This window comes from Nonomuraea sp. NPDC003560 (assembly GCF_042878785.1).
Lineage (GTDB): Bacteria > Actinomycetota > Actinomycetes > Streptosporangiales > Streptosporangiaceae > Nonomuraea.
This window is the reverse complement of record NZ_JBIAOF010000021.1, coordinates 49382-70679: the sequence shown is the minus strand read 5'-3', so window position 1 is coordinate 70679 and position 21298 is coordinate 49382. Positions and strand designations below refer to the sequence as shown.

The window sequence follows — 21298 nt, the reverse complement described above, 5'->3', positions numbered from 1 at the left end:
TGGCCGGCATGACCGACAACCGAGCACCCCGCCGCGCCGCCTCCGCGTCGCGCCGCCGTTCCGCCCGCCTCCGCCGCACCCTCGCCGTCGCCCTGGCCCGCGGGGCCGCGGAAGCCGCCGGCGGCGGCCTCGTCGGCCTGCTGTTCTGGTGGATCACTCACCGTTGAGCCGGGCGTCCCGTCCCGGTTCGGGCGGCAGGAGGTCGAGCGCGCGGGCCCTGCGCAGCGCCGTGACCCGGTCGTGCACGCCGAGCTTGCGGTACAGGTTCTCCTTGTGCTTGTTCACCGTCGCCTCCTTGATGGTGAGCCGGCGGCCGATGGCGTACGCGGTCAGCCCTTCGCTCAGCAACATCAGGACCGCCATCTCGCGCAGGGTGATCCCGTGCTCGGCCGGGTCCGCGAGCGCGGGCAGCCGGAAGACGGCCTTCTCGTGCGCTTCGACCGTGTCGAGGAGCGAACGCGCGAGAGCGGCGTACTCCAGGTCCCGGTCGCTGTAGCCGGTGCCGTCGCGGCTCATGATGACGCCGCGGATCTGTCCCGGACGGGCGTCCAGGGGCAGGGCGAGCTGGCGGTCGATGCCGATCGCCGCCCGGCCTGCGTGGTAGGCCTCGCTCCTCCACCAGTCGCCGTCGGCGACGTCGTCCATGGCCAGAGGGGTGCGGTCGCGGGTCCTGGCGTAGTGGCGGAGCAGCGGGTGCGCGCGCATGTGGGAGTGGATGAGGGCGTCCAGCGGCGCCTGGTGCAGCCAGTCGGGCGAGCCGGTCAGCGCGTGCCCGGTGCCCGCCGTCCAGTCCAGGTCGATGAGCACCGCCAGGTCTCCCGGCAGGTCCTTCGTCAGCCGCTCCATCAGCAGCGGCCAGACGCGTACGGGCTTTCTCGTCGTGAGGATGTCCATCGCCAGGTCGTGAATGCGTCGGCCATCGTCCCTGAACAATGACGTCATGGGCGCATTGTGCATGAACGGCTACCATCCGGCACAGCGAATCGGAAGTACGCACTTCTTCGTATTCATCGGCCCGGCCGGCCGGCGGGACAGTGGGGTGTCGGTCTCCATCGGCGGATGTGCGGGCGCGACTGGAGTACGGCAGTTTTTCGTCTTATCGTTACCAGGTGATGACGTTCCGTATCACTCTGGCTCCAGGCGGTGCGACCCAGAAGGAGTGACAGATGCCGTTCGACGACTACCAGCGGGAGAGCTCGCGGCGGATCGACCACCAGCGGGAGATGGTCCGGCGCTCCATGGACGAGTCGTCGCGCCGGCGCAACCGCGACGACTGGCGGGCCCGCCGCGACGGCGGCGGCGACGAGCTGAGCCTGGGGACGCAGATCATCATCGCCGTCATCGCCCTGGCCGTCTTCTTCCTCGTGGTGTACCCGGAACTGCCCCACCACTGAGACGTCCGGCTCGGACCCGAGAGCGGAGGGTGGACGCATGTCGGCACAGGACGACGAGGGCTTCGACCGGGCGCTGGCCCTCTACCGGGCGGGACGGACCGCCGAGGCCCGGGACGTGCTCCTGGAGATGGTCGCCGAGTTCCCCGGCGACCGGGTCTGCCGGTACTCGCTCGGCGTGTGTCTGAACGAGCTGGGCGAGTGGCGCGAGGCGGAGCGGCACCTGGGCGCGGTGGTGGCGGCCGAGCCCGCGCACCACCTGGCCGCCTACGAGCTGGGCGTGGCGCTCCAGGAGCAGGGCAGGCCCGACGAGGCCGCGGTCGCCTTCCGCCAGTCGCTGGCGGGGGACGTGGTGAAGGACGTGCACACCCGCCTGGCGGCCTGCCGGACGGCCGACGGCGCCGCCACGGGCCATCCCGCGCACCAGCCCACCACCCCGGCCGCGCCGCCGCCGGCCGCCGACGCGGACCCGTCGCGCCGGCCCACCACCTCGGAACCGCCGCCTGCGGGCGCCGCCGCCGGGACGCTGCCCTCGGTGGCCGCCGCGCCGCCGCAGGTGATGGTCCCGGACGATGCCGAGCACGCCGCCGCCCTGGAGTACACCCGCGCCGTCGCGGCGGGGGTCACGCCGTACCGCACCATGGCCGACGACCTGGACGAACGGGCCGTCTACGACATCGGCCAGGAAGTGTGGTCCACCAGGACGCAGACCCGGCACCTCGCGCTCACCCCGCTCGTGGCCACGGCGCTGGCGCTGTCCGTCTCGGTGCTGCGGGTCCCGCTGCTGGTCGTGGCGCTCGGGCTGTACGCCGTGGCGGCCTGGGTGGCCGCCGTCGTCTCCGCCAGGGTGACGTCGTACGTCTTCCACCAGCGCCGCGTCGACGTGGCCCAGGGCGTCAGGGACCGGAGCAAGCAGGTGATCCTGTACGCCTCGATCACCCAGGTCCGTTACGTCCGCACCCTGTCCTCCTACCTGACGAACACCGCCTCGCTGGAGCTGACCTACATGCTCGGGACGGAGAAGGAGTCGATCGTCCTGGCCGGGCTCGGCGGGCCGGGCCAGGTCGACAAGCTCTACCAGGAACTGCAGGGACCGGTCGTGCGCGAGCGCCGCGCCATGAAGAAGATCCTCTTCTAGGGCCGGCGGATGCGCTTCTTCGCCCGCGCCAACCTGGTGATCGCCGTGCTGATCGCGGCGGCGCTGGTCGTCCCCCGGATCGGGCTCGACGGGCCGGCCGTTCCCGGGCTCAGCCTGCCCAGGCTGCCGTTCCTGGAGGCCGACGAGCCGATCAGGAAGAACGCGTCCGGGCCGCCGCCGTGGACGATCCACGGGTACGGCTGGCGGTTCACGGTGGAGCGGACCGCTCGGACGGTCAGCAGGTGGATGGGGAGGACCAGGCCGTCGATCGTCGTCACCGCGTACGTGACCCGGGAGGAGCGGCAGTTCGCCTCCCGGATGATCTACCGCATCAGCGACCGGGCGAGCGGCAGCGAGCTCGCGTCGGTGCCGTTCCAGGGCGGCGGGGACGGCGACCCGCCGCTCGGTCAGCGCAGCAAGCTCGTGTTCACGGTGTGGGACACCTCGCCGAGGGCGTCCCGCCTCACCGTCACCCTGCACGATTTCCATTGGCCGGACGGGCGTGACCTGGTCCTCGGCGAGGTCCGGGTCCCGGCGTCCTGAGCGGGCCGGGAGGCCGAGATGATCGTCGACGTGGTGCGTGCCGCGATCTCCGTGATGCAGGTCGTCCAGGCGGTCCCGCCTCGGCCGCCGGGGTCGGGCCTGCGCAGGAAGCTGATCGCCGCGCTCGTGGAGCAGGCCGGCGAACTGCGGCCGGAGCCCGCCGAGCAGCCGCTGGCCGAGGCGTTCGCGACCTGGATCGAGCTGGCGGCCAGGCGGGAGGCCGATCCCGCGGCGGTCGGGCCGCGGCCGTACGCGCACGCGGCGGCCATCCTGGCCGCAGAGCTGGACCTCGCACTGGCGGCCGGGGCGCCGGGGCCCGAGCCGGGCGGCACCGTCGCGCGGGCCGGCCTGTTCACCCGGTCATGACGGACCTCCTGCCGCAGGCCCTGCGGGACGCCCTGCACCAGGCCGCGGACGTGCTGCGCGGCGTCGACGACGCGGCCCGCAGAGCCGACGACGCCCTCCAGCACGTGGTCAACGTCTTCACGGTGCCCAGCTTCCTGATGAACACCGACTTCGACAGGCTCGGCGGCAGCGCCCACGGCCTGGGCTCCTCCGGCCCGTTCGCCTTCCCGCCGCTGAACCAGGCGATCAGCGGCTACGGCCTGTTCGCCGGCGCGCGCGACACCTGGAACGGCGGCGTGAAGCTCGGCACGGGGCTGGGCGGCGGCAACGGCGAGCAGGTGCTCGACGGCGCCGCCACCGCCGCGACCGGGCTCGCCGGCGTCTACTCCGCCACGCTGGGGCTGCTGGACGTCACCACCCCGGCCGGCGCGCTGGTCGGCGCCGCGCTGGCGGGCTACGGCGTGGGCACCACGGCGATCAAGGGCATCGAGGCGGCCACCGGCCACGACGTCGCCCACGACCTCGGCGACCTCCTCTTCCGGGCGGTCCACGGGAGCGCCGAGGAGGCCGCGTTCACCCTGCCCTCCGACGTCGCGCCGCCGCTGCACGCGCTGCCCGGCCTGGCCGGTCCCGCCACGGAACACCGTCATCACCCCTCGGCCCCGCTGACGCCGCACGGGATCGTCGAGTTCCAGGGCGGATGGTGGTACGAACCGGGCAGCGCCTGGCACGCGATCTCCTCCACCCCGGTCCCCGGCGCGATCACGCACACCGAGGGCGGCTACCGGGACGCCGCCGGCGCCTGGCACCAGGTGTCGGCGAGCGACCCGCCCGGCACCGCGGGGTCGGGCTGGCGCGGCCCGGAGGGCACCTGGCATCCCATCGGCCCGGACGGCCACACGATCGCGGGCGCCCAGAGCGTCGTCAACCTGGACTGGACGCAGGACGCCGCCGGTTCGTGGCACCCCGTCCCGCCCGCCGCGCCCATCTCGCCCGACGCCGGTGGCGGCACGCCGGGGGTCGAGCTGAACGCGGCCTGGTTCCTGGGCCACGACGGCGCCTGGCACCCGCTCCCCGTGCACGACGGGACGGCCGGCGACGGCGGCCAGACCGGGACGGCGGAGCTGGTCTCGGCCGCCTACCAGTCGCCCGACGGCGGCTGGCACCCGCTGCCCGGCTCCCAGCCCGAGACCGCGGCCGCGGCGTCCGGTGACACCGGCCATGCCCATGGCGGTCCGGACGCGGCGCAGCAGGCCCAGGCCGGAGCGAGCCAGGAGCATGACGAACCGGCGCAGGCCGCCGCCGTCCAGCCGGACGGAGGCGTCCCGGCGACCGGCGAACCGGCGGCGCCGGGCGGCGACGGCGGCTCCGAGTCGGCGGCCGGGCATCTGTCGGGCTTCTGACCGACACATGCCCGCTGCGCGCCGGGGTTCAGGCGGGCGGGGTGTAGCCGCGGGAGCGAACGAAGTCCCCGGTGAGCTCGGTGAAGGCGCGGGCGGCGGCGCTGCGGTAGGCGCCCTCGCGGTGCAGCAGGGTGACGGTGCGGCTGGGCAGCGGCGGGTCGAGGGGGACGGGCGTGAGGTGCGGGTGGCCGTGGGCGATGGCGTCGGGCAGGACGGTGGCCAGCGGGGTGCGGCGCACGATCTCGGTGAGTGCCTGGATGGAGTTGGCCTCGACCGCGATGCGGGGGGCGGCCCGGTGGCGGGCGAAGTAGGCGTCGATGTGGCTTCGAGTGGCGAAGTCGCCGCTGAGCAGGGCGAGCCGTTCGCCCTTGAGCGCGCGCACCGGTAGGGGGGCGGCCAGCGTCCGGGCGTGCGGGGTGCCGGTGACGAGGCTGAGGGTCTCGGTGAACAGCGCGGTGGGGGTGACGCCCGGCAGGTGGGGGCCGGCGAAGGCGATGCCGAGGTCGAGGTCGTCGCCGAGCAGGGCCGCTTCCATGCGGTCCTGGGTCATCTCGGTCAGGGTGAGGTCGACGGCCGGGTGGCGCACGTGCAGCTCGGCGGTGAGCGGGCCGACCAGGTAGGCGGTGAAGGTCGGGGTGACGCCCAGCCGCAGGTGGCCGCGGGAGAGGTCCTGGACGTCGTGCACGGCGCGTTCGGCGGCGGCCAGGTCGCGAAGCGCGCGCCGGGCGTGGTCGGTGTAGACCGCCCCGGCGTCGGTGAGCCGTACCGCGCGGCCGGTGCGGTCCAGCAGTTGCACGCCCAGGGTCCGCTCCAGCTGCCTGATCTGCTGGGAGAGCGTGGGCTGCGAGATGTGCAGCTCCTCGGCGGCGCGGGTGAAGTTGCCGTGTTCGGCCACGGCGAGCAGGTAGCGCACGTGACGCAGTTCGAGAGCGGCCATGGACAAACTATAGATGAGAGCAATGGGCATCAGGCGGAACGCCTCTTGGACACTATAGGACCAGGTCATGCATGCTGGATGTCAGCAGCCCACAAGGGCCGGCCACCGCCGAAGGGAGTGACCATGCAGGACCTCGCCGAGGGCGTCGCCCGTTTCCAGCGGGACGTCTTCCCGGCCAAGGCGGAGCTCTTCGCCCGTCTGGCCACCCGTCACACACCGCACACGCTGTTCATCGGCTGCTCCGACGCCCGCGTCGTCCCCGAGCTGATCACCGGCACCGAGCCGGGCGACCTGTTCGTCATCCGCACCGCCGGCAACCTGGTGCCCGCCTACCGCCCAGAAGCCGACGGGGTGGCCGCGAGCATCGAGTACGCGGTCGCCGCGCTGGGCGTGCGGGACGTCGTCGTCTGCGGCCACTCGGCGTGCGGCGCGATGACCGCCCTCGCCGAGGGGCACGACCTCAGCGGCGCCCCGACCGTCGCCGCCTGGCTGCGGCACGCGGACGCCGCCCGGGCCCGCACCGCCGCCCACGGTGACGTGCCGGCCCTGGTGCGGCAGAACGTGCTCGCCCAGCTGGCCAACCTGGCCACCCACCCGTCGGTCGCCCGCGCGCTGGCGGCGGGGCAGGTCACCCTGCACGGCTGGGTCTACGACATCCCGACCGGCTGCGTCGAGGACCTGACCGCCGCGGGCGCCGCGCGCACGGCCTGACCGGGCCCCGCGGCTCTCCCGACACCACCTGACGAGCCCGACACCACCTGAAGAGAAGGACGTACCGACACATGGTGCACGCACAGTTCGACCCCACCGTCCGCCAGGCCCTGGCCGCCACCGCCGTCGAGGCCAAGATCCGGAAGGACCTGTCCTGGCAGCAGATCGCCGACGCCGCCGGCCTGTCGGTGGCCTTCACCACCGCCGCCGTCCTCGGCCAGCACCCGCTGCCGGAGAGCTCCGCCCGGGCCGTGGCCGAGCTGCTGGACCTCGGCGAGGACGCGGCGGCGCTGCTGCAGACCATCCCGATCCGCGGCTCGATGCCGGACCGGATCCCGACCGACCCGACCATGTATCGCTTCTACGAGATGCTCCAGGTCTACGGGACGACCCTCAAGGCCCTGATCCACGAGCAGTTCGGCGACGGCATCATCTCCGCGATCAACTTCCGGCTCGACGTGAAGAAGGTCGCCGACCCGGAGGGCGGCGAGCGCGCCGTCATCACCCTGGACGGCAAGTACCTGCCGACCAAGCCCTTCTGACCGCCCGGCCACTTCCGGAGGACCTTCATGGACTTCGTCCAGCGCACCATCGACCTCGCCCGCCAGAACGTCGCCGAGGGCGGCCGCCCGTTCTCGACCGTCATCGTCAGGGACGGCGAGCTCCTGGCCGAGAGCGCCAACAAGGTCGCCCAGACCGGCGACCCGACCGCCCACGCGGAGATCCTCGCCATCCGCGAGGCCTGCACCAGGCTCGGCACCGAGCACCTGACCGACGCCACCATCCACGTGCTGGCCCACCCCTGCCCGATGTGCCTGGGCGCGCTGTACTACTGCTCCCCGGCCGAGGTCGTCTTCCTCACCACCCGCGACGCCTACGAGCCCCACTACGTGGACGACCGCAAGTACTTCGAGCTGGGCACCTTCTACGACGAGTTCGCCAAGCCCTGGCAGCGGCGCCGGCTGCCGATGCGCCACGAGCCGCGCGCGGACGCCGTCGAGGTGTACCGGTTCTGGCAGGAACGCAACGGCGGCGAACGCCGCGTCGCGGGCGCACCCACCACCGCGTAGGGCGCCGGAGCAGACCTCAGCCCGGCCGGCGGGGCCTCAGCCCGGCTCGCCGTTCCCGCCGAGCGAGAGCGGGCCGAGGCCGGCGGCGGTCCTGGCCAGCGCGCGGACGGCGGGGCCGTCGGCGGTGGACGACCAGACCAGGGCGAACCGGAGAGCCGGGGCGTCGTGGAGCGGCACGAAGACGACGCCGGGCGGCCGGTTGTAGCGGGCGGCGATCTCGCCCAGCGGATGGACGCACTGCCCGGCGGCGACCAGGGCCAGGATCTCGTGGAACGTCCGCGCGACGGGCCCGCGCGGGATGCGGCGGCCCAGCGGCGTGCGGGTGGGGACCATGGACGCCACCCAGTACTCCGGGGCGGCGGGGCCCAGGTCGACGACATGCTCGTCGGCCAGGTCCTCCAGCGACGCGCCGCCCCGCCCGGCGAGCGGATGCCCGGCCGACACCGCCAGCACCCGGCCGGTGACGAGCACGGTGGGGCCGACGGTGAGATCGGGTTCGGCCACCGGCAACCACAACACGTGCGCGTCGGCGTCCCCGGCGCGCAGGGCGGCGAACGGGTCGCCGCCGGTGACCTCGCTGAACCGGACCTCGGCGCCGGGATGGCGGGCGCGGAAGGCGTCGACCAGCGGGCGCAGCTCGTAGCCGGCGTGGCCGAACACGCCCAGGCGCAGCGTGCGGCCCGCGCCCACGCCCGCGGCCTCGGCCCGGGCCAGCCCCTCCTGGAGCAGGTCGTAGGCCTGCCGCAGATCCTCGCGCAGGCGGCGGCCGACCGGCGTCAGGGCCACGCGCCGGCTGGTGCGGTCGAACAGCGCCACGCCGAGGCGCCGTTCCTGCCTGCTGATGGCCTGGCTGACGCGCGCCTGCGAGACGCGCAGCCGTTCGGCGGTACGGCCGAAGTGCAGCTCCTCGGCGAGCGTCAGGAAGATCTCGATGTCCCTCAGCTCCACGGATAACCCCCATGTTATGGATCGCCCCACGAACCCTACCTTGTTCGCCCTCCGACCTGCCCCGATGCTGGACGCACCACCTGAGCGAGGGGGAGAACCACATGACCGACCTGCAAGCCATAGCCGACCGCGTCGAGATCGAGGCGCTGCGCGGCGAGCTCACCGACGCGGTGATGACCCGCGACTACGACCGCGTCGAATCCCTGTTCACGCCCGGCGGCGTCATGCGATGGCCGCACATCGGCAGGGAGTTCGCCGGCCGGGAGGCGATCCGCGCCGGGATCGAGTGGGGGCAGGGCCTCTGGGAGTTCTTCGTGCAGAACGTCCATCCGGGCGTCATCCGGATCGACGGCGACACCGCGACCGGCCGGGCCTACATCCACGAGTTCGGGCGGATGCGCGACGGCGGCTCCCACGCCAACCACGCCCTCTACCACGACCGCTACCAGCGCACCGGCGACGGCTGGAAGTTCGCCGAACGCGTCTACGAGGTCAGGTATCTCGACGACAGCCCGCTGCCGGGCTCGGCCCCCGCCATCGATCAGGAGCGCCCGGCATGACCACCAGCCTTCGCGCCCTGACCGGCGACTACGTCCTCGACCAGGCCCGCACCCGGATCGGCTTCGTCGCCCGGCACACCGTCGGCCCCGCCGTACACGGGCGGTTCGACCGGTTCGCGGGAACCGGCCACCTGGACGGCGACGACCCGTCCAGGTCGCGCATCGAGCTCACCGTCCAGGCGGGCAGCGTCCAGACCCGCAACCCGCAGCGCGACCGGTACCTGCGCGGCAAGTACCTCAAGGACGCCGACCACCCGGTGATCACCTTCACCTCGAACCGGGTGGAGCGGACCGGTGAGACGGCCTTCCAGGTCACCGGGGACCTGAGCATCCGCGGCGTGCGCAACCCGATCACCCTGGCGCTGGAGCTGACCGGCGACGGGGACGGCCTCCGGCTCAAGGGTGGCGTCACGATCGACCGCACCGACTGGGGCGTGAAGTGGAACGCCGCCGCCGGACTCGTCGCCAGGAAGGTGGCGCTGGAGCTCGACCTCGCCGCGGTCCGGCGGCCCTAGCGGCACGGACGCAGCGGGCGCCCGGTCACCCGCCGAGCTGCTGGGCCAGGCCGACGACGATGCCCTCCGGGCCGCGGACGTAGCACAGCAGGTAGCTGTCCTCGAACCGCTCCAGCGTGCCGACGAGCTCGGCGCCGTGCCGGCGCAGGCGGGCGATGACGTCCTCGACGTCGTCAACGGCGAACATGACCCGGCGGATGCCCAGCGTGTTCGCCGGCGGGTCCGCCGGCTCGGGACGGATCGGCTTCGGCGTGTGGAACATGGCCAGCTCGATCCCGCCGGCGCCGCCCGGGATCCGCAGCATCGCGACCTCCTGCCGGACGCCGTCGAGCCCGATCACCCGCTCCGCCCAACGCCCCTCGATCGGCCCCCTGCCCTCCAGCTCCATGCCGAGTTCTAGGAAGAACGCGATCACCGCGTCAAGGTCTTCGACGACGATGAGCACGTTGTCCATCCGCTGGATCGCCACGCCGGGCCTCCTTCGTCAAACGCGGCCGCTCGCCGGCCGCCGATGTTCCCAGGACGGAGCCGACGCCGCGTTCTCGACACGCCGCCGGCGCAATGCCGGTCCCACCTTGCCCCCCGGGCGGGCCGCCCACCAGATGCGGATGTCATCAAGCGGGCCATGAATCCTTCAGGCCCGCCGGTCAGGCAGCCGCCAGTGGGCCGAAGAACGCCCGCACGTCCGCCACCAGCAGCTCCGGCACCTCCAGCGCCAGGTACGCGCCGCCGCGGTCGAGCTCGGTCCAGCGCCGGACGTCGGCGTCCCGCTCGGCGAAGCGGCGGATCGTCACGTCGTCCTTGGCCAGCAGCACGGCCGTGGGGACGGTCACCCGGGGCTTGGGGGCGTAGGCGCCCGGGTCGTGGCCGAGCTCGTAGTAGAGGTTGGCGACCGACCCCGCGGTCGCGGTGAACCACATGAGGCTCACGTCGGTCAGCACCCGGTCGCGGGAGAAGGCGTCCTCGGGCAGCTCGGCGCGGGAGTCGGTCCACTCCTTGAACTTCTCCACGATCCAGGCGAGCTGGCCCACGGGCGAGTCGGTCAGCCCGTAGGCGAGGGTCTGCGGGCGGGTCGACATGATCTGGTTGAACCCCAGGCCCTCCTGCATGAAGGTCTGCATGATGCCCAGGCGGCGCTGCTCGTCAGCGGTGAACCCGCCCTCGTCCGGCGAGGGGAAGGCGACCCAGGCGTTGACGTGCACGCCGACCACCCGCTCGGGCGCCTGGCGGGCCAGCTCCAGGGCGAGGTTGGCGCCTCCGCCGCCGCCCTGCGCGCCGTACCGGTCGTAGCCGAGCCGGGACATCAGCTCGGCGAAGGCCGCCGCCGTGCGCGGGACCGTCCAGCCGGGCTCGGTGACGTAGCCGGACAGGCCGACCCCCGGGCAGGACGGCACCACGAGATGGAAGTCGCGCGACAACTCGTCGAGCACGTCGAGGAAGCCGATCGTGCCGCCCGGGTTGTCGGGCAGGAGCAGCAGCGGCAGGGCGGTGCCGGAGCTCGACCTGATGTGGAAGAAATGGACGTCCTGCCCGTCGATCTCGGTGACGAACTGCGGATGCTTGTTGTACTCGGCCTCCGCCGCGCGCCAGTCGAAGTCGTTGAGCCAGTAGTCGGCCAGGCCCTTGAGGTAGTCCAGGGGCACGCCGCGGCTCCAGCCCTGCCCGGCGATCTCCCGGGTCCACCGGGTGCGGCGCAGGCGTTCGTGCAGGTCATCGAGGTCGGCCTGAGGAATGTTCACGCTGTACGGCTTCATGTCGACAACGGTAGAGACCGCCCGAAAGATCAGCATGAGTCATCGCATAGGTAATGTCTGACCCATGTTGCGGGGGCGGGACCACGAGTTGACGATCATCGACGGCCTGCTGGACGGCGCCCGGGAAGGGGCCAGCGGCGCCCTGGTCGTCCTGGGGGAGCCCGGCATCGGCAAGACGGCGCTGCTCGGCCACGCCGACGTGAGCGACGCGCACGTCCTGCGGACGACGGGCATCGAGGCCGAGGCGGAGTTGCCGTTCAGCGCCCTGCACCTGCTGCTCAGGTCGGTGCTCGGCCGGCTGGAGCACATCCCGGACCGGCAGGCGGCCGCCCTGCGCGGCGCCTTCGGGCTGGGCGAGAACGGCGCGGGGGACCGGTTCCTCATCGGACTGGCGGTCCTGTCGCTGCTGTCGGAGCTGGCCGAGAACGGGCCGGTGGTCTGCCTGATCGACGACGCCCAGTGGCTGGACCACGCCTCGGCCGAGGCGCTGCTGATCGCGGCGCGCAGGCTGGCGGCCGAGGGCGTGGTCATGGTGTTCGCCGCGCGGCCGGGGTTCGAGGCCAAGGGGCTGCCCGTGCTGGAGCTGTCCGGCCTGGACGAGCCGGCGTCCGCCGCGCTGCTCGACTCCGCCGGCCCGGACCTGCCCGACGCGGCCCGCCGCCGGATCCTCACCGAGGCGGCCGGCAACCCGCTGGCGCTCATCGAGCTGCCCAAGTCGCACGGCCCCGCCGACGAGCCCTCGCTCACCGCCCGCCTGGAGGAGGCCTTCGCCGCCCAGGCCGACGGCCTGCCGGTCAGCGCCAAGGTCCTGCTCCAGGTCGCCGCCGTCGACGGCACGGGCGAGCCGGGCGTCGTCCTGGCCGCCGCCGGGACGCTGGGCAGCACGCCGGAGGACCTGGAGCACGTGCTCGCCGCCGGGCTGGTCGTCTGGGGCGAGGGCAAGCGGCTGGAGTTCCGCCATCCCCTTGTGCGCGCGGCCGTCCGGCAACGCACGCCGCTGGCCCGGCAGCTGACCGTGCACCACGCGCTCAGCCAGGCCCTGGACCACGCCGCGGACGCCGACCGCAGCGCCTGGCACCTGGCCGCCGCCACGCTGGCCGCCGACGAGCGGGTCGCGGCCCGGCTGGAGTCGGCCGCCGACCGCGCGCGCTCCCGCAGCGGGTACGCGGCCGCCGCGGCGGCCTACGAGCGCGCCGCCGCGCTGAGCCCGGAGCTCGGGGACCGGGCGCGCAGGCTCACGCTCGCCGCCGAGGCGACCGAGTTCAGCGGCCGCTTCGACCGGGCCAGGACCCTGGCCGAGGACGCCGGCGATCCCGGCGCCGAGCTGACCTCCCGGCTGATCCGGGTGCGCGCCTGCTCCGACTACGGAGAGGGGCGTCTCGCCGGGGCGCACGCGATGTTGTCGGCGGGCGTCGACCACCTGGCGAGCACCGATCCGCGCTCGGCCGCCTGGCTGCTGCTCGACGCCGCGTCCATGATCTGGTTCGACGGCGACCGCGACATGGCCTGGCGCACCGCCGAGCAGCTCGACGCGCTCCAGCTGCCGCCGGACGACGAGGTCGTCCCGGTGCACCGGCTGTCGCGCTGGTTCATCGCCATGGCGCTCGGCCGGCCGGCCGACGGGCTGCCGCCCCTGGCCGAGGTGGTGGAGTCGGCCCGTGCCCTGGCGAAGGCCGATCGCCGCGGGCTGCTGCTGATCGGCGGGCTGGGCCTGGCCGAGTACGACGCCCGCACCCACATGCTGGCCGCCGCGGCCACCGCCACGATCCGGGCCGAGGGCATGGTCGGCCTGCTGCCGCAGGCGCTGACGTTCCTCTCCCGGGTCGAGTACGCGCGCGGCCGGCACGCCGAGGCGCGCAGCCTGGCCACCGAGGCAGTGGCCATCTCCGCCGACACCGGCCAGCCCGCGTGGGCGCGCCAGGCCGCCGGGCTGCTGGACCGGTTCGCGGCCGTCCGCGGCGAGGCGCTCGACCCGGCCACCGCCCACCCGGGCGCGCTCGCCCTGCTGGACCTCGGCGCAGGACGTTCCGAGCAGGCCCTGCTCAGCCTGGAATCGCTGGTCTACGGGCGCTCCCGCAACCGCATCGACGCCATGCACCACGTGCCCGACCTGGTCGAGGCCGCGCTGCGCAGCGGCAGGATCGCCCGCGCCGCGGAGCCGTTCGCCCGGCTGGAGTCGTGGGCGGCGACGCTGGGCCAGCGCTGGGCCGACGCCCTGGTGCTGCGATGCCGGGCCCTGCTGGACACCACCGGCGACCCCGGCGCGCACTTCCGCGCCGCGCTGGCCGCGCACGAGCGGCCCTTCGACCGCGCGCGCACCGAACTCCTGTACGGGGAGTGGCTGCGCAGAGCCCGCCACACCGGCGAGGCCCAGGAGCGGTTGCGGGCCGCGCTGGAGGTGTTCGAACGGCTCGGCGCCGAACCCTGGGCCGAGCGGGCGCGTACCGAACTCGGCGCCACGGGCTGGAGCGCGCCCCGCCGCACCGGCGTGGACCGGTTCGCGCGGCTCACCCCGCAGGAACGGCAGATCGTGCAGCTGGCCGCCACCGGGCTGTCCAACAGGGACATCGCCGCGCACCTGTTCCTGAGCCCGCGCACGGTGGGCCAGCACCTGTACAAGGCCTTCCCCAAGCTGGGCGTCACCGCCCGCGGCCAGCTCGCCGGCCTCACGCTCGACGAATGAGCCCGTGGCAGCCGCCGGCCCCTCCGGCGGGCTTCGGGCGATCGACGGTCTTGACCGGCGTCCCCGCACGGGGAAAGATCCAGGACTCGTGACCGAACCCACGCTGCGCCCGGTCGGGCGCGTCGAGTCCACGCTGACCGATCGCACGGCGGCGCCCCGGCAGCCCGACGAGGGAGCCCCCGACGCCTGGCTGGTCTTCGACGACCGGTACGCCCCCGCCCTCGACGGCCTGACCCCGGGCACCGACGTGCTGCTGCTCACCTGGCTCGACCGGGCCGACCGCGACACCCTCGCCGTCCACCCGCGTGGCGACGCCGCCCGGCCGCTCACCGGCGTCTTCGCCACCCGCGCACCCGACCGGCCCAACCCGATCGGCCTGCACACCGTGCACATCCTGGCGGTCGAGGGCCGGCGGGTGCACGTCCGGAACCTGGAGGCGCTCGACGCGACCCCGATCCTCGACGTCAAGCCCCTGCTCACGCCCGACCGCTGACCGCGTCCGGCGGCCCTGCGCTAACCCTGGTCGTCGGCGGTCGTCCGGCGGGACAGGGGACGGCCGGGGCGGACGAGGCCGGCATCGTACGACACCACCACCACCTGCGCCCGGCTGCTCAGCCCCAGCTTGGCCATCAGCCGGTTGAGATGCGTCTTGACCGTGCCCTCGCTCACCGACAGCCGCTCGGCGATCTCCTTGTTCGACAGCGCGTGCCCGACCAGCCGCAGCACCTCCGTCTCGCGCCCGGTGAGCCGGTCGAGGGAGGGGGCGGGGAGCGGGGCCGGTGGCTCGGTGAACGCCTCGATCAGCCGCCTGGTCGCGGCCGGGGCCAGCAGGATGTCGCCCGCCGCGACCGTGTGGATGGCGGCGATCAGGCGTTCGGGCGGGGTGTCCTTGAGCAGGAACCCGCCGGCGCCCAGGCGCAGCGCGTTGTAGACGTACTCGTCGAGGTCGAACGTGGTCAGGATGAGCACCTTGGGCGGCGGGTCGTGGGCGGCGGCCAGGATGCGCTCGGTCGCCGTCAGGCCGTTGATGCCCGGCATCCTGATGTCCATGAGGATCACGTCGGGCCGCAGCGTGGCGGCCAGGCGCACGGCCTCCTCACCGTCGGCGGCCTCGCCCACGACCTCCAGGCCCGCGGCGCGCAGGAGCGCGGCCAGACCCGCACGGATGAGCACCTGGTCGTCGACGACGAGGACTTTGATCTCGCACCTGCTTCACGGTCGTCACGGCGGCCGATCGTCGGCACCGGGCACGGGGAGCGGGAAGGTCGCCAAGACCTCGAACCCGCCTCCGGGCAGCGGCCCGGCGGTGATCGACCCCTGGTAGAGCCTGACACGTTCAGTCATGCCGATCAACCCGTGACCGCCGGACGGCCCGTCCTCCGCCTGGACGGCGGCGCCGTCGTTGCTGACGCGTAACGTCAGCGTGGCCGGACCGTAGCCGATGTGGATCTCGACCCGGCCGGGGTCGGCGTGCTTGAGCACGTTCGTCAGCGACTCCTGGACGATGCGGTAGGCGCACAGGTCGAGGCCGGACGGCAGCGGCCGGGCCCGGCCCTCGACGACGAGCTCGGTGGCGACGCCCGCCCCGCGCATGCGCTCGACCAGCGGATCGAGGGCCAGCAGGCCCGGCGCGGTGGCGTAGAGGCCCTCGTCGTCGTCGTGGGCCTCGATGCGCAGGATCGACAGCAGCCGGCGCATCTCGGTCAGCGCCTCGTGGCTGGTGTCGGCGATGACGCCCAGCGTGGCGTGGGCGGTGGCCGGGTCGCTCAGCGCCACGTAGCGCCCCAGCCCGGCCTGTACGGATATGACCGACATGTGATGGGCGACGACGTCGTGCAACTCGCGGGCGATGCGCACCCGTTCGCGGGTGACCGCCCGCCGGGCGGCGGCGCCCTGCTCCGCGCGCAGCTGCGCGGCGAGGTCGGCGAGCTGCCCGGTGCGCTCCGACAGCAGCCGCACGCTGGTGCCCGCGCCCACCCCGCAGGCCGCCACGATGCACGACTGCGCGGCGGCCGACCACAGCGCGACGCCGGGCTGCTGCGCCGAGGCGTAGGTCCACTCGAAGACGATCAGCACCGCACCGGCCGCGCACCACGCCCACGACCGGTGGGCGGCGACGGAGTAGAGCGCCACCAGCGGCCCGATGCTGTTGAGCCCCAGGTGGTAGCCCAGCACGTGGTAGACCAGCGAGGCGCCCACCGACACCAGCAGCACCGCCACCGGCGTCACCCTGCGCAGCGCCAGCGGCGCGTTGACCAGCACGGTCAAGGCCACCGACAGGGCGTCGCCCGGCCGGCCCCGGCCCGGCTCGAACATCTCCCACAGCCAGGTGCCGACGACGAGCGTCAGGGCCACGGCGCCGTCGAGCAGCAGCGGGTGGACCGCGAACACCCGCCGGACGATGGACGGGGCGGTGAAGGGCACCCGTCACGCTAACCCCGGCACCACCCCCGGCGCATCAAACCGAGGGTGGACATCTACTGCCGCGAAAGTTGCAGACCCCCGCGTCCCGCCCGGGACTGATTTCCGCATCACCCTCCCGAGTGACGAGACCGGGCCCGGCAGCGGCCACGATGGAGCGATGTCGCGAACCTCTCGTCACGAGGAGACAGCCGATGGGGAACGGTTCGGAGGGCTCGGACAGCACGGCTCCGACGACGGGACCGGTGCGGCGGGCGTGCGGTTCCGGGTGCTCGGGCCGTTCGAGATCCTCGGCGCCCGCGGCCCGGTCAGCCCCGGAGGGCCGCGGCAGCGCGCCCTGCTCGCCCGGCTGGTGGCCGCGGCCGGGACGGTCGTCTCCACCGACACGCTGATCGAGGACCTGTACCGGGGCAGGCCGCCGGCGACCGCGGTGGGATCCGTGCACGTCTACGTGTCGAACCTGCGCCGGGTGCTGGAGCCGGCACGCCCGCCCCGCACGCCGCCCCGGCTGCTGGTGGCCCGCCGGCCCGGCTATCTCCTGGCCACCACGGACGTCGACGCGCTGCGCTTCGCCAAGCTGGTCACCGACGCCGAGCTGCGCCCGCCCGCGCAGGCGCTGCCCCTGCTGGAGGAGGCCCTCGGGCTCTGGCGCGGCGTCCCCTACGGCGAGTTCGCCGACGAGCTGTGGGCCGCCGCGGAGGTGCACCGCCTGGGCGAGCTGCGCATGAACGCGATCGAGTCGCGTGCCCAGGCGCTGCTGGACGCCGGCCGCCCGCAGCCGGTGATCCACGAGCTGGAGTCCGAGACGGCGGAGCACCCGCTGCGCGAACGGCTGTGGTGGTTGCGCGCCCTGGCTCTCTACCGGTCCGGGCGGCAGGCCGACGCGCTGGCCACGTTACGCAGGGCGCGGCAGGTCATCGCCGACCAGCTCGGCCTCGATCCCGGGCCCGAGCTGCGGGAACTGGAGAAGGACATCCTCCGGCAGGCGCGGTCGATCACCCCGCCGCCCGAGCCGGGGCCCGTGCGGCTGTCCCTCGTCCGCACCGAGGCCGTTCCGGCCACCGTGGCGCGTGGCGATGAGGAGGCCACCGTGGCGGGCGGCGGTGAGGAGGCCGCCGCGCACACCGGTGAGGACGCCTCCCCGCGCCGCGCGGCGCGGGGACGGCTGATCGGCCGCGAGCGGGGCCTGGCGGAGCTGACGGCGCTGCCCGGCGCGGCGCACCACAACGGCGTCGTGGTAGCCGCGGTCAGCGGCGAGCCCGGCATCGGCAAGACCCGGCTGCTGCAGGCGTTCCGGGACGACTGCGTGGACCTCGGACATCTGGTGCTGTGGGGCCGCTGCCGCGGAGGGGAGGGCGTGCCGCCGCTGTGGCCGTGGCTCCAGGTGCTGCGCGCGCTGGCCGGGACCGTGCCGCCCGCCGAGCGCCAGGCGCTGAGCGGGCTGCTGGACGACGACTGGCCCACCGGCGCGCCGGCCTCGCCGCACCGCAACCGGGCCGTCGCCCGGTGGCTCGTCGAGGCCGCGCGCGCCCGCCCCCTGGTGATCGTCCTGGACGACCTGCACTGGGCGGACTCCGCCACGCTCGAACTGCTCAGGGACGTCGCCGTGCTGTCCGAGGCGTACCCGGGCGAGCGCCCGCTGCTGCTGGTCACCGCCTTCCGCGACGCGGCGCACGACGACCGGACGGTCACCCCCGCCGCTTCCTTCAACCTCTCGGTGGACGAGGTCCTCTACCAGCTCGCCCGCTACGACCTCGTGCGCATCCGGCTGAGCGGCCTCGACGCCGCCGACGTCGGGACGCTCGCCCGGGAGATGGGCGTCCCGGTGGACGGCTCGACGGCCCAGCTGCTGACCCGGCGTACCGGCGGCAACCCGTTCTTCGTCCGCGAGAGCGTCCGGCTGATGGCGCAGGGGCAGGGCCTGGAGGTCGTGCCCGACGCGGTGTCCGACCTGATCCGCCGGCGGCTGGCCATGCTCGGGCCGCGGGCGACGGAGATACTCCAGCTGGCCGCCCTGATCGGCCGCAGCTTCGATCCCGGCCTGGTCGTCGAGGTGTTCCGGGTCTGCGCGTCGTGGCCGGAGCAGACCTACGAGCTGCTCGACTGGGCCGCCCAGGCCGGGCTGGTCACCAGCGGCGACGGGGTCATGACGTTCGTCCACGACCTGGTCAGGGAGACGCTGATCGCCGGCGTCCCGCCGCTGCGCAGGGGCGTGCTCCACCGGGAGGTGATGCGGGCCCTGTCGGCCAGGCCGAGCACCGACGTGACCGTCATCGCCCACCACGCCGTGCAGGCCGGGCCGCTGGCGTACCGGGAGACGGCGCACTGGGCCCGCGCGGCGGCCGGGCAGGCGAGCCGGCGCATGGCGCACGAGGAGGCCGCCGCCTGGTGGGGACGGGCCGTCGCCGCGCACGGCGCCTGCGACGGCGACCCCGCCCAGCACGTGGAACTCCTGCTGCACCAGGTGCGCGCCCTGCTGGACGCCGGAGACGCGATGGGCGCGCGCGACCTGCGGGCCCAGGCCCTGCGCGTGGCCCAGCGCGCCGAAGCCGGCCCCGCCCTGACCGCCCGCGCGCTCACCGCACTGGACGCGCCGGCCATCTGGACGCTGCGCAACCCGTACGAACCGGTGGAACTGCGGCTGGTCGAGCAGTTCGAGGCCACGCTGAGCGCACTGCCCGAGACCGACGGCGTCGAGCGGACGCTGCTGCTCGGCGGCCTGGCGCAGGAACTTTACAACGGCAGCGACGACGACCTGCGATGCCTGTCGCTGTCGGCCGAGGCCGTCGCGATGGCCCGCCGGATCGCGGACCCGCACCTGCTCATGCGGGCGCTGAACGCGCGCGCGCTGTCCGTGCCGCAGGCGACCCACATCGCCGAGCTCATCGAGATCGCCGCCGAGCTGCACGGCCTGGCCGCGCGGACCCGGACGCCGGGCTTCGAGCTGCTCGCCCACATGATGGACACCCACTACCGGCTGGAGATGCACGACCTGGCCGGGGCCGACCTGGCGGCCGCCCGCTGCGAGGCGCTGCTCGACGACCTGCAACTGCCGTGGCCGCGGTTCCAGCACACCATGTGGCGGGCCAACCGGCTCACCCTGGCCGGCCGGTTCGCCGAGGCCGACGCGCTGTACGGCGAGGCCGAACGGCAGGCCAAGCGGATCGGCATGTGGTACGCGGGCGCCGTCGCGGTGAACGGCCGCCTCATGCTGCACTACCAGCGCGGCGCCATGGCCGAGGCGGGCCCGCTCATCGACCTGATCAGCGGCATCCACCCCACCGTGGAACACGACGCCCGGGTGCTGGAGCTGTGCGCCCGGGGGCGCCGGAGCCAGGCCGTGGCCCTGGCCGGGCAGGGGTGGCCCGCTCCGCCGATGGACTGGTCGTGGCTGACCATGACCTGCCTGCAGGGCGCGGCCCAGGCCGCCGCGGGCGACGTGGCGGCCTGCTGGACGACGTACGAGAAACTGCTGCCCTACGCCGGGCGGATCTCCGGGGGGTCGGCGGTGGCCTGCATAGGGCCGGTCGACCACTTCCTGAGCGTGCTGGAGACCGCGCTGGACGCCGGCACCGACGCCGCCGGGGCCTGACGGGCCACCGGTCTACCGTGTCCCGTCGCCGTGCCAGCGGCCGACCAGGTCGGCATACAGGGGGGGGACCGGTCGATCAGCTCCTGGCACGAACGTCCACGGAGGGCGGTGGCGGACGTCCCATCCGTCCTCGGCGGACCGTCGCAGGGCGGCCCGCACGAGGTCCTCCAGCAGGTGGCGATCCGCGCCCACCCGCTCGTCCGTGCCTGTCGTGCTCATGCTCACGCCACAACCTCATGCCTGATCGGATTCGGGACGTTCCCGGCAACGGCCGCACGGCGGCGGCCGAGCGGGCCGCCGCCGTCAGGCTGATCAGTAGAAGAGGCTGAGCGCGAAGCGCGAGCCGGACACCTCGCACCGGAAATCCTGGACGATGCCCCCGCTGGTGACGGCGCTGAAACCGGCCCGCACACACTGGTCGCGGTACTGGTAATACCCCGCGAGGTGCCACGACCCCGACACGGCCGACGCAGGCATGGCGGAGCCGGTCACGGCGCCGAAAGCGAGCCCACCCGCGACGAGGGCGGCCGCGGTCAGACGTCGAATGCTCATGTTTCCTCTTCTCCTCAGGAACGGTGTTCTGCCGTCAAGATGTGCGAGAAGACTTGGGAAACACTTGTGGGCCGTCCTTAAGGCTGCGGCGGCCTCCTTAACGCTGCCTTCAGGGCGTGCTTCGTCCGGTGCGCAGGCCGTCGAGGATGAGTACGAGGTAGCGGCGCCACGGTTGCGCGGCGCCGGTGGACGGCAGGTCCATCACCGAGTCGATCATCGAGACGATGGGCGCGATGTCGCCCACCGTGATGTCGGCGCGCAGCGTGCCCTGCTCCTTGGCACGGGCGATGAGGCGGCCGCAGGACTCGGCGATGCCTTCCCTGGCGCGCTCGATCAGCTCGCTCTCGCCCGCGCCCCGCCGCATCAGCTCGCGCAGCCCGCGGTCGGTCGCGGCCTGTTCCAGGGCGTGTTCGATGAAGGCTCTGAGGGCTTGGTAGGCGTCCTGTGCCGCCTGCGCGGCCTGTGCCGCGGCGCGGATGTCGTCGAGCTTGCCGGCGTAGACGGCCTCGGCCAGGGCCTCCTTGTTGGGGAACCGGCGGTAGACGGTGCCGACGCCGAGCCCCGCGTGGTGGGCGACGTCGTTGAGTGTGGCCTGCAGCCCGCGTGCGGCGAACACCTCCCGCGCCGCCGCCAGGGTGCGCTGCCGGTTGTGCTCGGCGTCGCGGCGCAGCGCCGGTGTCTCTTCGCTCATGGCATCCCGTCCGTCGGCTAACTGGATACAGCATATCCGCTTCG

At 73.9% G+C, this 21298-nt stretch carries 24 protein-coding genes; 14 read left to right on the top strand and 10 right to left on the bottom strand.

What is annotated here, in order from left to right; genetic code table 11:
* The first annotated feature begins 8 nt into the window (after positions 1–8).
* Entirely contained in the window at positions 9–167 is a 159-nt protein-coding gene (locus tag ACFYUV_RS49110) for a hypothetical protein (protein ID WP_387682619.1), read from the top strand.
* Here the strand turns inward: ACFYUV_RS49110 and ACFYUV_RS49105 are convergent.
* Complete coding sequence (locus ACFYUV_RS49105) at positions 154–942, bottom strand: LuxR C-terminal-related transcriptional regulator (protein WP_387682616.1); 789 nt, start codon at positions 940–942, stop codon at positions 154–156. The genes ACFYUV_RS49110 and ACFYUV_RS49105 overlap by 14 nt on opposite strands.
* A gap of 224 nt (positions 943–1166) precedes the next feature.
* On the opposite strand from ACFYUV_RS49105, the gene ACFYUV_RS49100 reads away from it, so the two are divergent.
* The 5 genes from ACFYUV_RS49100 to ACFYUV_RS49080 are packed head-to-tail and all read left to right on the top strand — an operon-like array spanning position 1167 to position 4820.
* Complete coding sequence (locus tag ACFYUV_RS49100) at positions 1167–1394, top strand: hypothetical protein (RefSeq protein ID WP_358301777.1); 228 nt, start codon at positions 1167–1169, stop codon at positions 1392–1394.
* A gap of 37 nt (positions 1395–1431) precedes the next feature.
* Entirely contained in the window at positions 1432–2529 is a 1098-nt protein-coding gene (locus ACFYUV_RS49095; protein WP_387682613.1) for a tetratricopeptide repeat protein, read from the top strand.
* A 9-nt stretch (positions 2530–2538) separates the two neighbouring features.
* Entirely contained in the window at positions 2539–3072 is a 534-nt protein-coding gene (locus tag ACFYUV_RS49090; protein ID WP_387682610.1) for a hypothetical protein, read from the top strand.
* Positions 3073–3090: 18 nt separating this feature from the next.
* Positions 3091–3438 carry a hypothetical protein gene (locus tag ACFYUV_RS49085; RefSeq protein ID WP_387682608.1) on the top strand — a complete coding sequence of 116 codons (348 nt, stop codon included), beginning with the start codon at positions 3091–3093 and terminating at the stop codon, positions 3436–3438.
* On the top strand, positions 3435–4820 hold the full coding sequence (locus ACFYUV_RS49080) for a hypothetical protein (protein WP_387682605.1): 1386 nt from the start codon (positions 3435–3437) through the stop codon (positions 4818–4820). Before ACFYUV_RS49085 ends, ACFYUV_RS49080 begins: the two co-directional genes overlap by 4 nt.
* 28 nt (positions 4821–4848) lie before the next feature.
* Here the strand turns inward: ACFYUV_RS49080 and cynR are convergent, their stop codons facing one another.
* On the bottom strand, positions 4849–5757 hold the full coding sequence (cynR, locus tag ACFYUV_RS49075; protein WP_387682602.1) for a transcriptional regulator CynR: 909 nt from the start codon (positions 5755–5757) through the stop codon (positions 4849–4851).
* 123 nt (positions 5758–5880) lie between these two features.
* On the opposite strand from cynR, the gene ACFYUV_RS49070 reads away from it, so the two are divergent.
* The 3 genes from ACFYUV_RS49070 (at position 5881) to ACFYUV_RS49060 (ending at position 7538) form a co-directional block, all read left to right on the top strand.
* Positions 5881–6468: a carbonic anhydrase gene (locus ACFYUV_RS49070; RefSeq protein ID WP_387682599.1), complete on the top strand. Its 588-nt coding sequence runs from the start codon at positions 5881–5883 to the stop codon at positions 6466–6468.
* A 71-nt stretch (positions 6469–6539) separates the two neighbouring features.
* Positions 6540–7010 (top strand): cyanase, encoded by a 471-nt coding sequence (gene cynS / locus ACFYUV_RS49065; protein ID WP_387682596.1) that lies wholly within the window; start codon positions 6540–6542, stop codon positions 7008–7010.
* 27 nt (positions 7011–7037) lie between these two features.
* Entirely contained in the window at positions 7038–7538 is a 501-nt protein-coding gene (locus ACFYUV_RS49060; RefSeq protein WP_387682593.1) for a nucleoside deaminase, read from the top strand.
* A 36-nt stretch (positions 7539–7574) separates the two neighbouring features.
* Here ACFYUV_RS49060 and ACFYUV_RS49055 read toward each other — a convergent pair whose 3' ends face one another.
* Complete coding sequence (locus ACFYUV_RS49055; protein WP_387682591.1) at positions 7575–8486, bottom strand: LysR family transcriptional regulator; 912 nt, start codon at positions 8484–8486, stop codon at positions 7575–7577.
* A gap of 101 nt (positions 8487–8587) precedes the next feature.
* Between ACFYUV_RS49055 and ACFYUV_RS49050 the strand changes: the two genes are divergently transcribed.
* Positions 8588–9046 carry a nuclear transport factor 2 family protein gene (locus tag ACFYUV_RS49050; RefSeq protein ID WP_387682589.1) on the top strand — a complete coding sequence of 153 codons (459 nt, stop codon included), beginning with the start codon at positions 8588–8590 and terminating at the stop codon, positions 9044–9046.
* A complete protein-coding gene (locus tag ACFYUV_RS49045) occupies positions 9043–9561 on the top strand; it encodes a YceI family protein (protein WP_387682586.1) in 519 nt (172 codons plus the stop codon). The genes ACFYUV_RS49050 and ACFYUV_RS49045 overlap by 4 nt, the downstream gene beginning before the upstream one ends.
* Positions 9562–9586: 25 nt before the next feature.
* Here the strand turns inward: ACFYUV_RS49045 and ACFYUV_RS49040 are convergent, their stop codons facing one another.
* Together ACFYUV_RS49040 and ACFYUV_RS49035 are read right to left on the bottom strand one after the other, a co-directional pair.
* Positions 9587–10015: a VOC family protein gene (locus ACFYUV_RS49040; RefSeq protein ID WP_387682718.1), complete on the bottom strand. Its 429-nt coding sequence runs from the start codon at positions 10013–10015 to the stop codon at positions 9587–9589.
* A gap of 193 nt (positions 10016–10208) precedes the next feature.
* The gene (locus ACFYUV_RS49035) at positions 10209–11315 is read right to left on the bottom strand and encodes an epoxide hydrolase family protein (protein ID WP_387682583.1); all 1107 of its coding nucleotides are present in this window, start codon (positions 11313–11315) and stop codon (positions 10209–10211) included.
* 64 nt (positions 11316–11379) lie between these two features.
* On the opposite strand from ACFYUV_RS49035, the gene ACFYUV_RS49030 reads away from it, so the two are divergent.
* Together ACFYUV_RS49030 and tsaA are read left to right on the top strand one after the other, a co-directional pair.
* Positions 11380–13998: an ATP-binding protein gene (locus ACFYUV_RS49030; RefSeq protein WP_387682581.1), complete on the top strand. Its 2619-nt coding sequence runs from the start codon at positions 11380–11382 to the stop codon at positions 13996–13998.
* A gap of 88 nt (positions 13999–14086) precedes the next feature.
* A complete protein-coding gene (tsaA, locus tag ACFYUV_RS49025; protein WP_352364273.1) occupies positions 14087–14491 on the top strand; it encodes a tRNA (N6-threonylcarbamoyladenosine(37)-N6)-methyltransferase TrmO in 405 nt (134 codons plus the stop codon).
* Between the two features lie 20 nt (positions 14492–14511).
* On the opposite strand, the gene ACFYUV_RS49020 is transcribed toward tsaA, so the two are convergent.
* Positions 14512–15198, bottom strand: a complete 687-nt coding sequence (locus ACFYUV_RS49020) for a response regulator (RefSeq protein ID WP_387682716.1) — start codon at positions 15196–15198, stop codon at positions 14512–14514.
* 21 nt (positions 15199–15219) lie between these two features.
* Positions 15220–16422: a sensor histidine kinase gene (locus ACFYUV_RS49015; RefSeq protein WP_387682578.1), complete on the bottom strand. Its 1203-nt coding sequence runs from the start codon at positions 16420–16422 to the stop codon at positions 15220–15222.
* Between the two features lie 157 nt (positions 16423–16579).
* On the opposite strand from ACFYUV_RS49015, the gene ACFYUV_RS49010 reads away from it, so the two are divergent.
* A complete protein-coding gene (locus ACFYUV_RS49010) occupies positions 16580–20011 on the top strand; it encodes a BTAD domain-containing putative transcriptional regulator (RefSeq protein WP_387682575.1) in 3432 nt (1143 codons plus the stop codon).
* Positions 20012–20023: 12 nt separating this feature from the next.
* Here the strand turns inward: ACFYUV_RS49010 and ACFYUV_RS49005 are convergent, their stop codons facing one another.
* The 3 genes from ACFYUV_RS49005 to ACFYUV_RS48995 all read right to left on the bottom strand — a co-directional run bounded on the left by ACFYUV_RS49005 (position 20024) and on the right by ACFYUV_RS48995 (position 21254).
* On the bottom strand, positions 20024–20230 hold the full coding sequence (locus ACFYUV_RS49005; RefSeq protein ID WP_387682572.1) for a hypothetical protein: 207 nt from the start codon (positions 20228–20230) through the stop codon (positions 20024–20026).
* Between the two features lie 93 nt (positions 20231–20323).
* The gene (locus tag ACFYUV_RS49000) at positions 20324–20563 is read right to left on the bottom strand and encodes a hypothetical protein (RefSeq protein WP_387682569.1); all 240 of its coding nucleotides are present in this window, start codon (positions 20561–20563) and stop codon (positions 20324–20326) included.
* 109 nt (positions 20564–20672) lie between these two features.
* Positions 20673–21254 (bottom strand): TetR/AcrR family transcriptional regulator, encoded by a 582-nt coding sequence (locus ACFYUV_RS48995; RefSeq protein WP_387682566.1) that lies wholly within the window; start codon positions 21252–21254, stop codon positions 20673–20675.
* Positions 21255–21298: the final 44 nt, after the last annotated feature.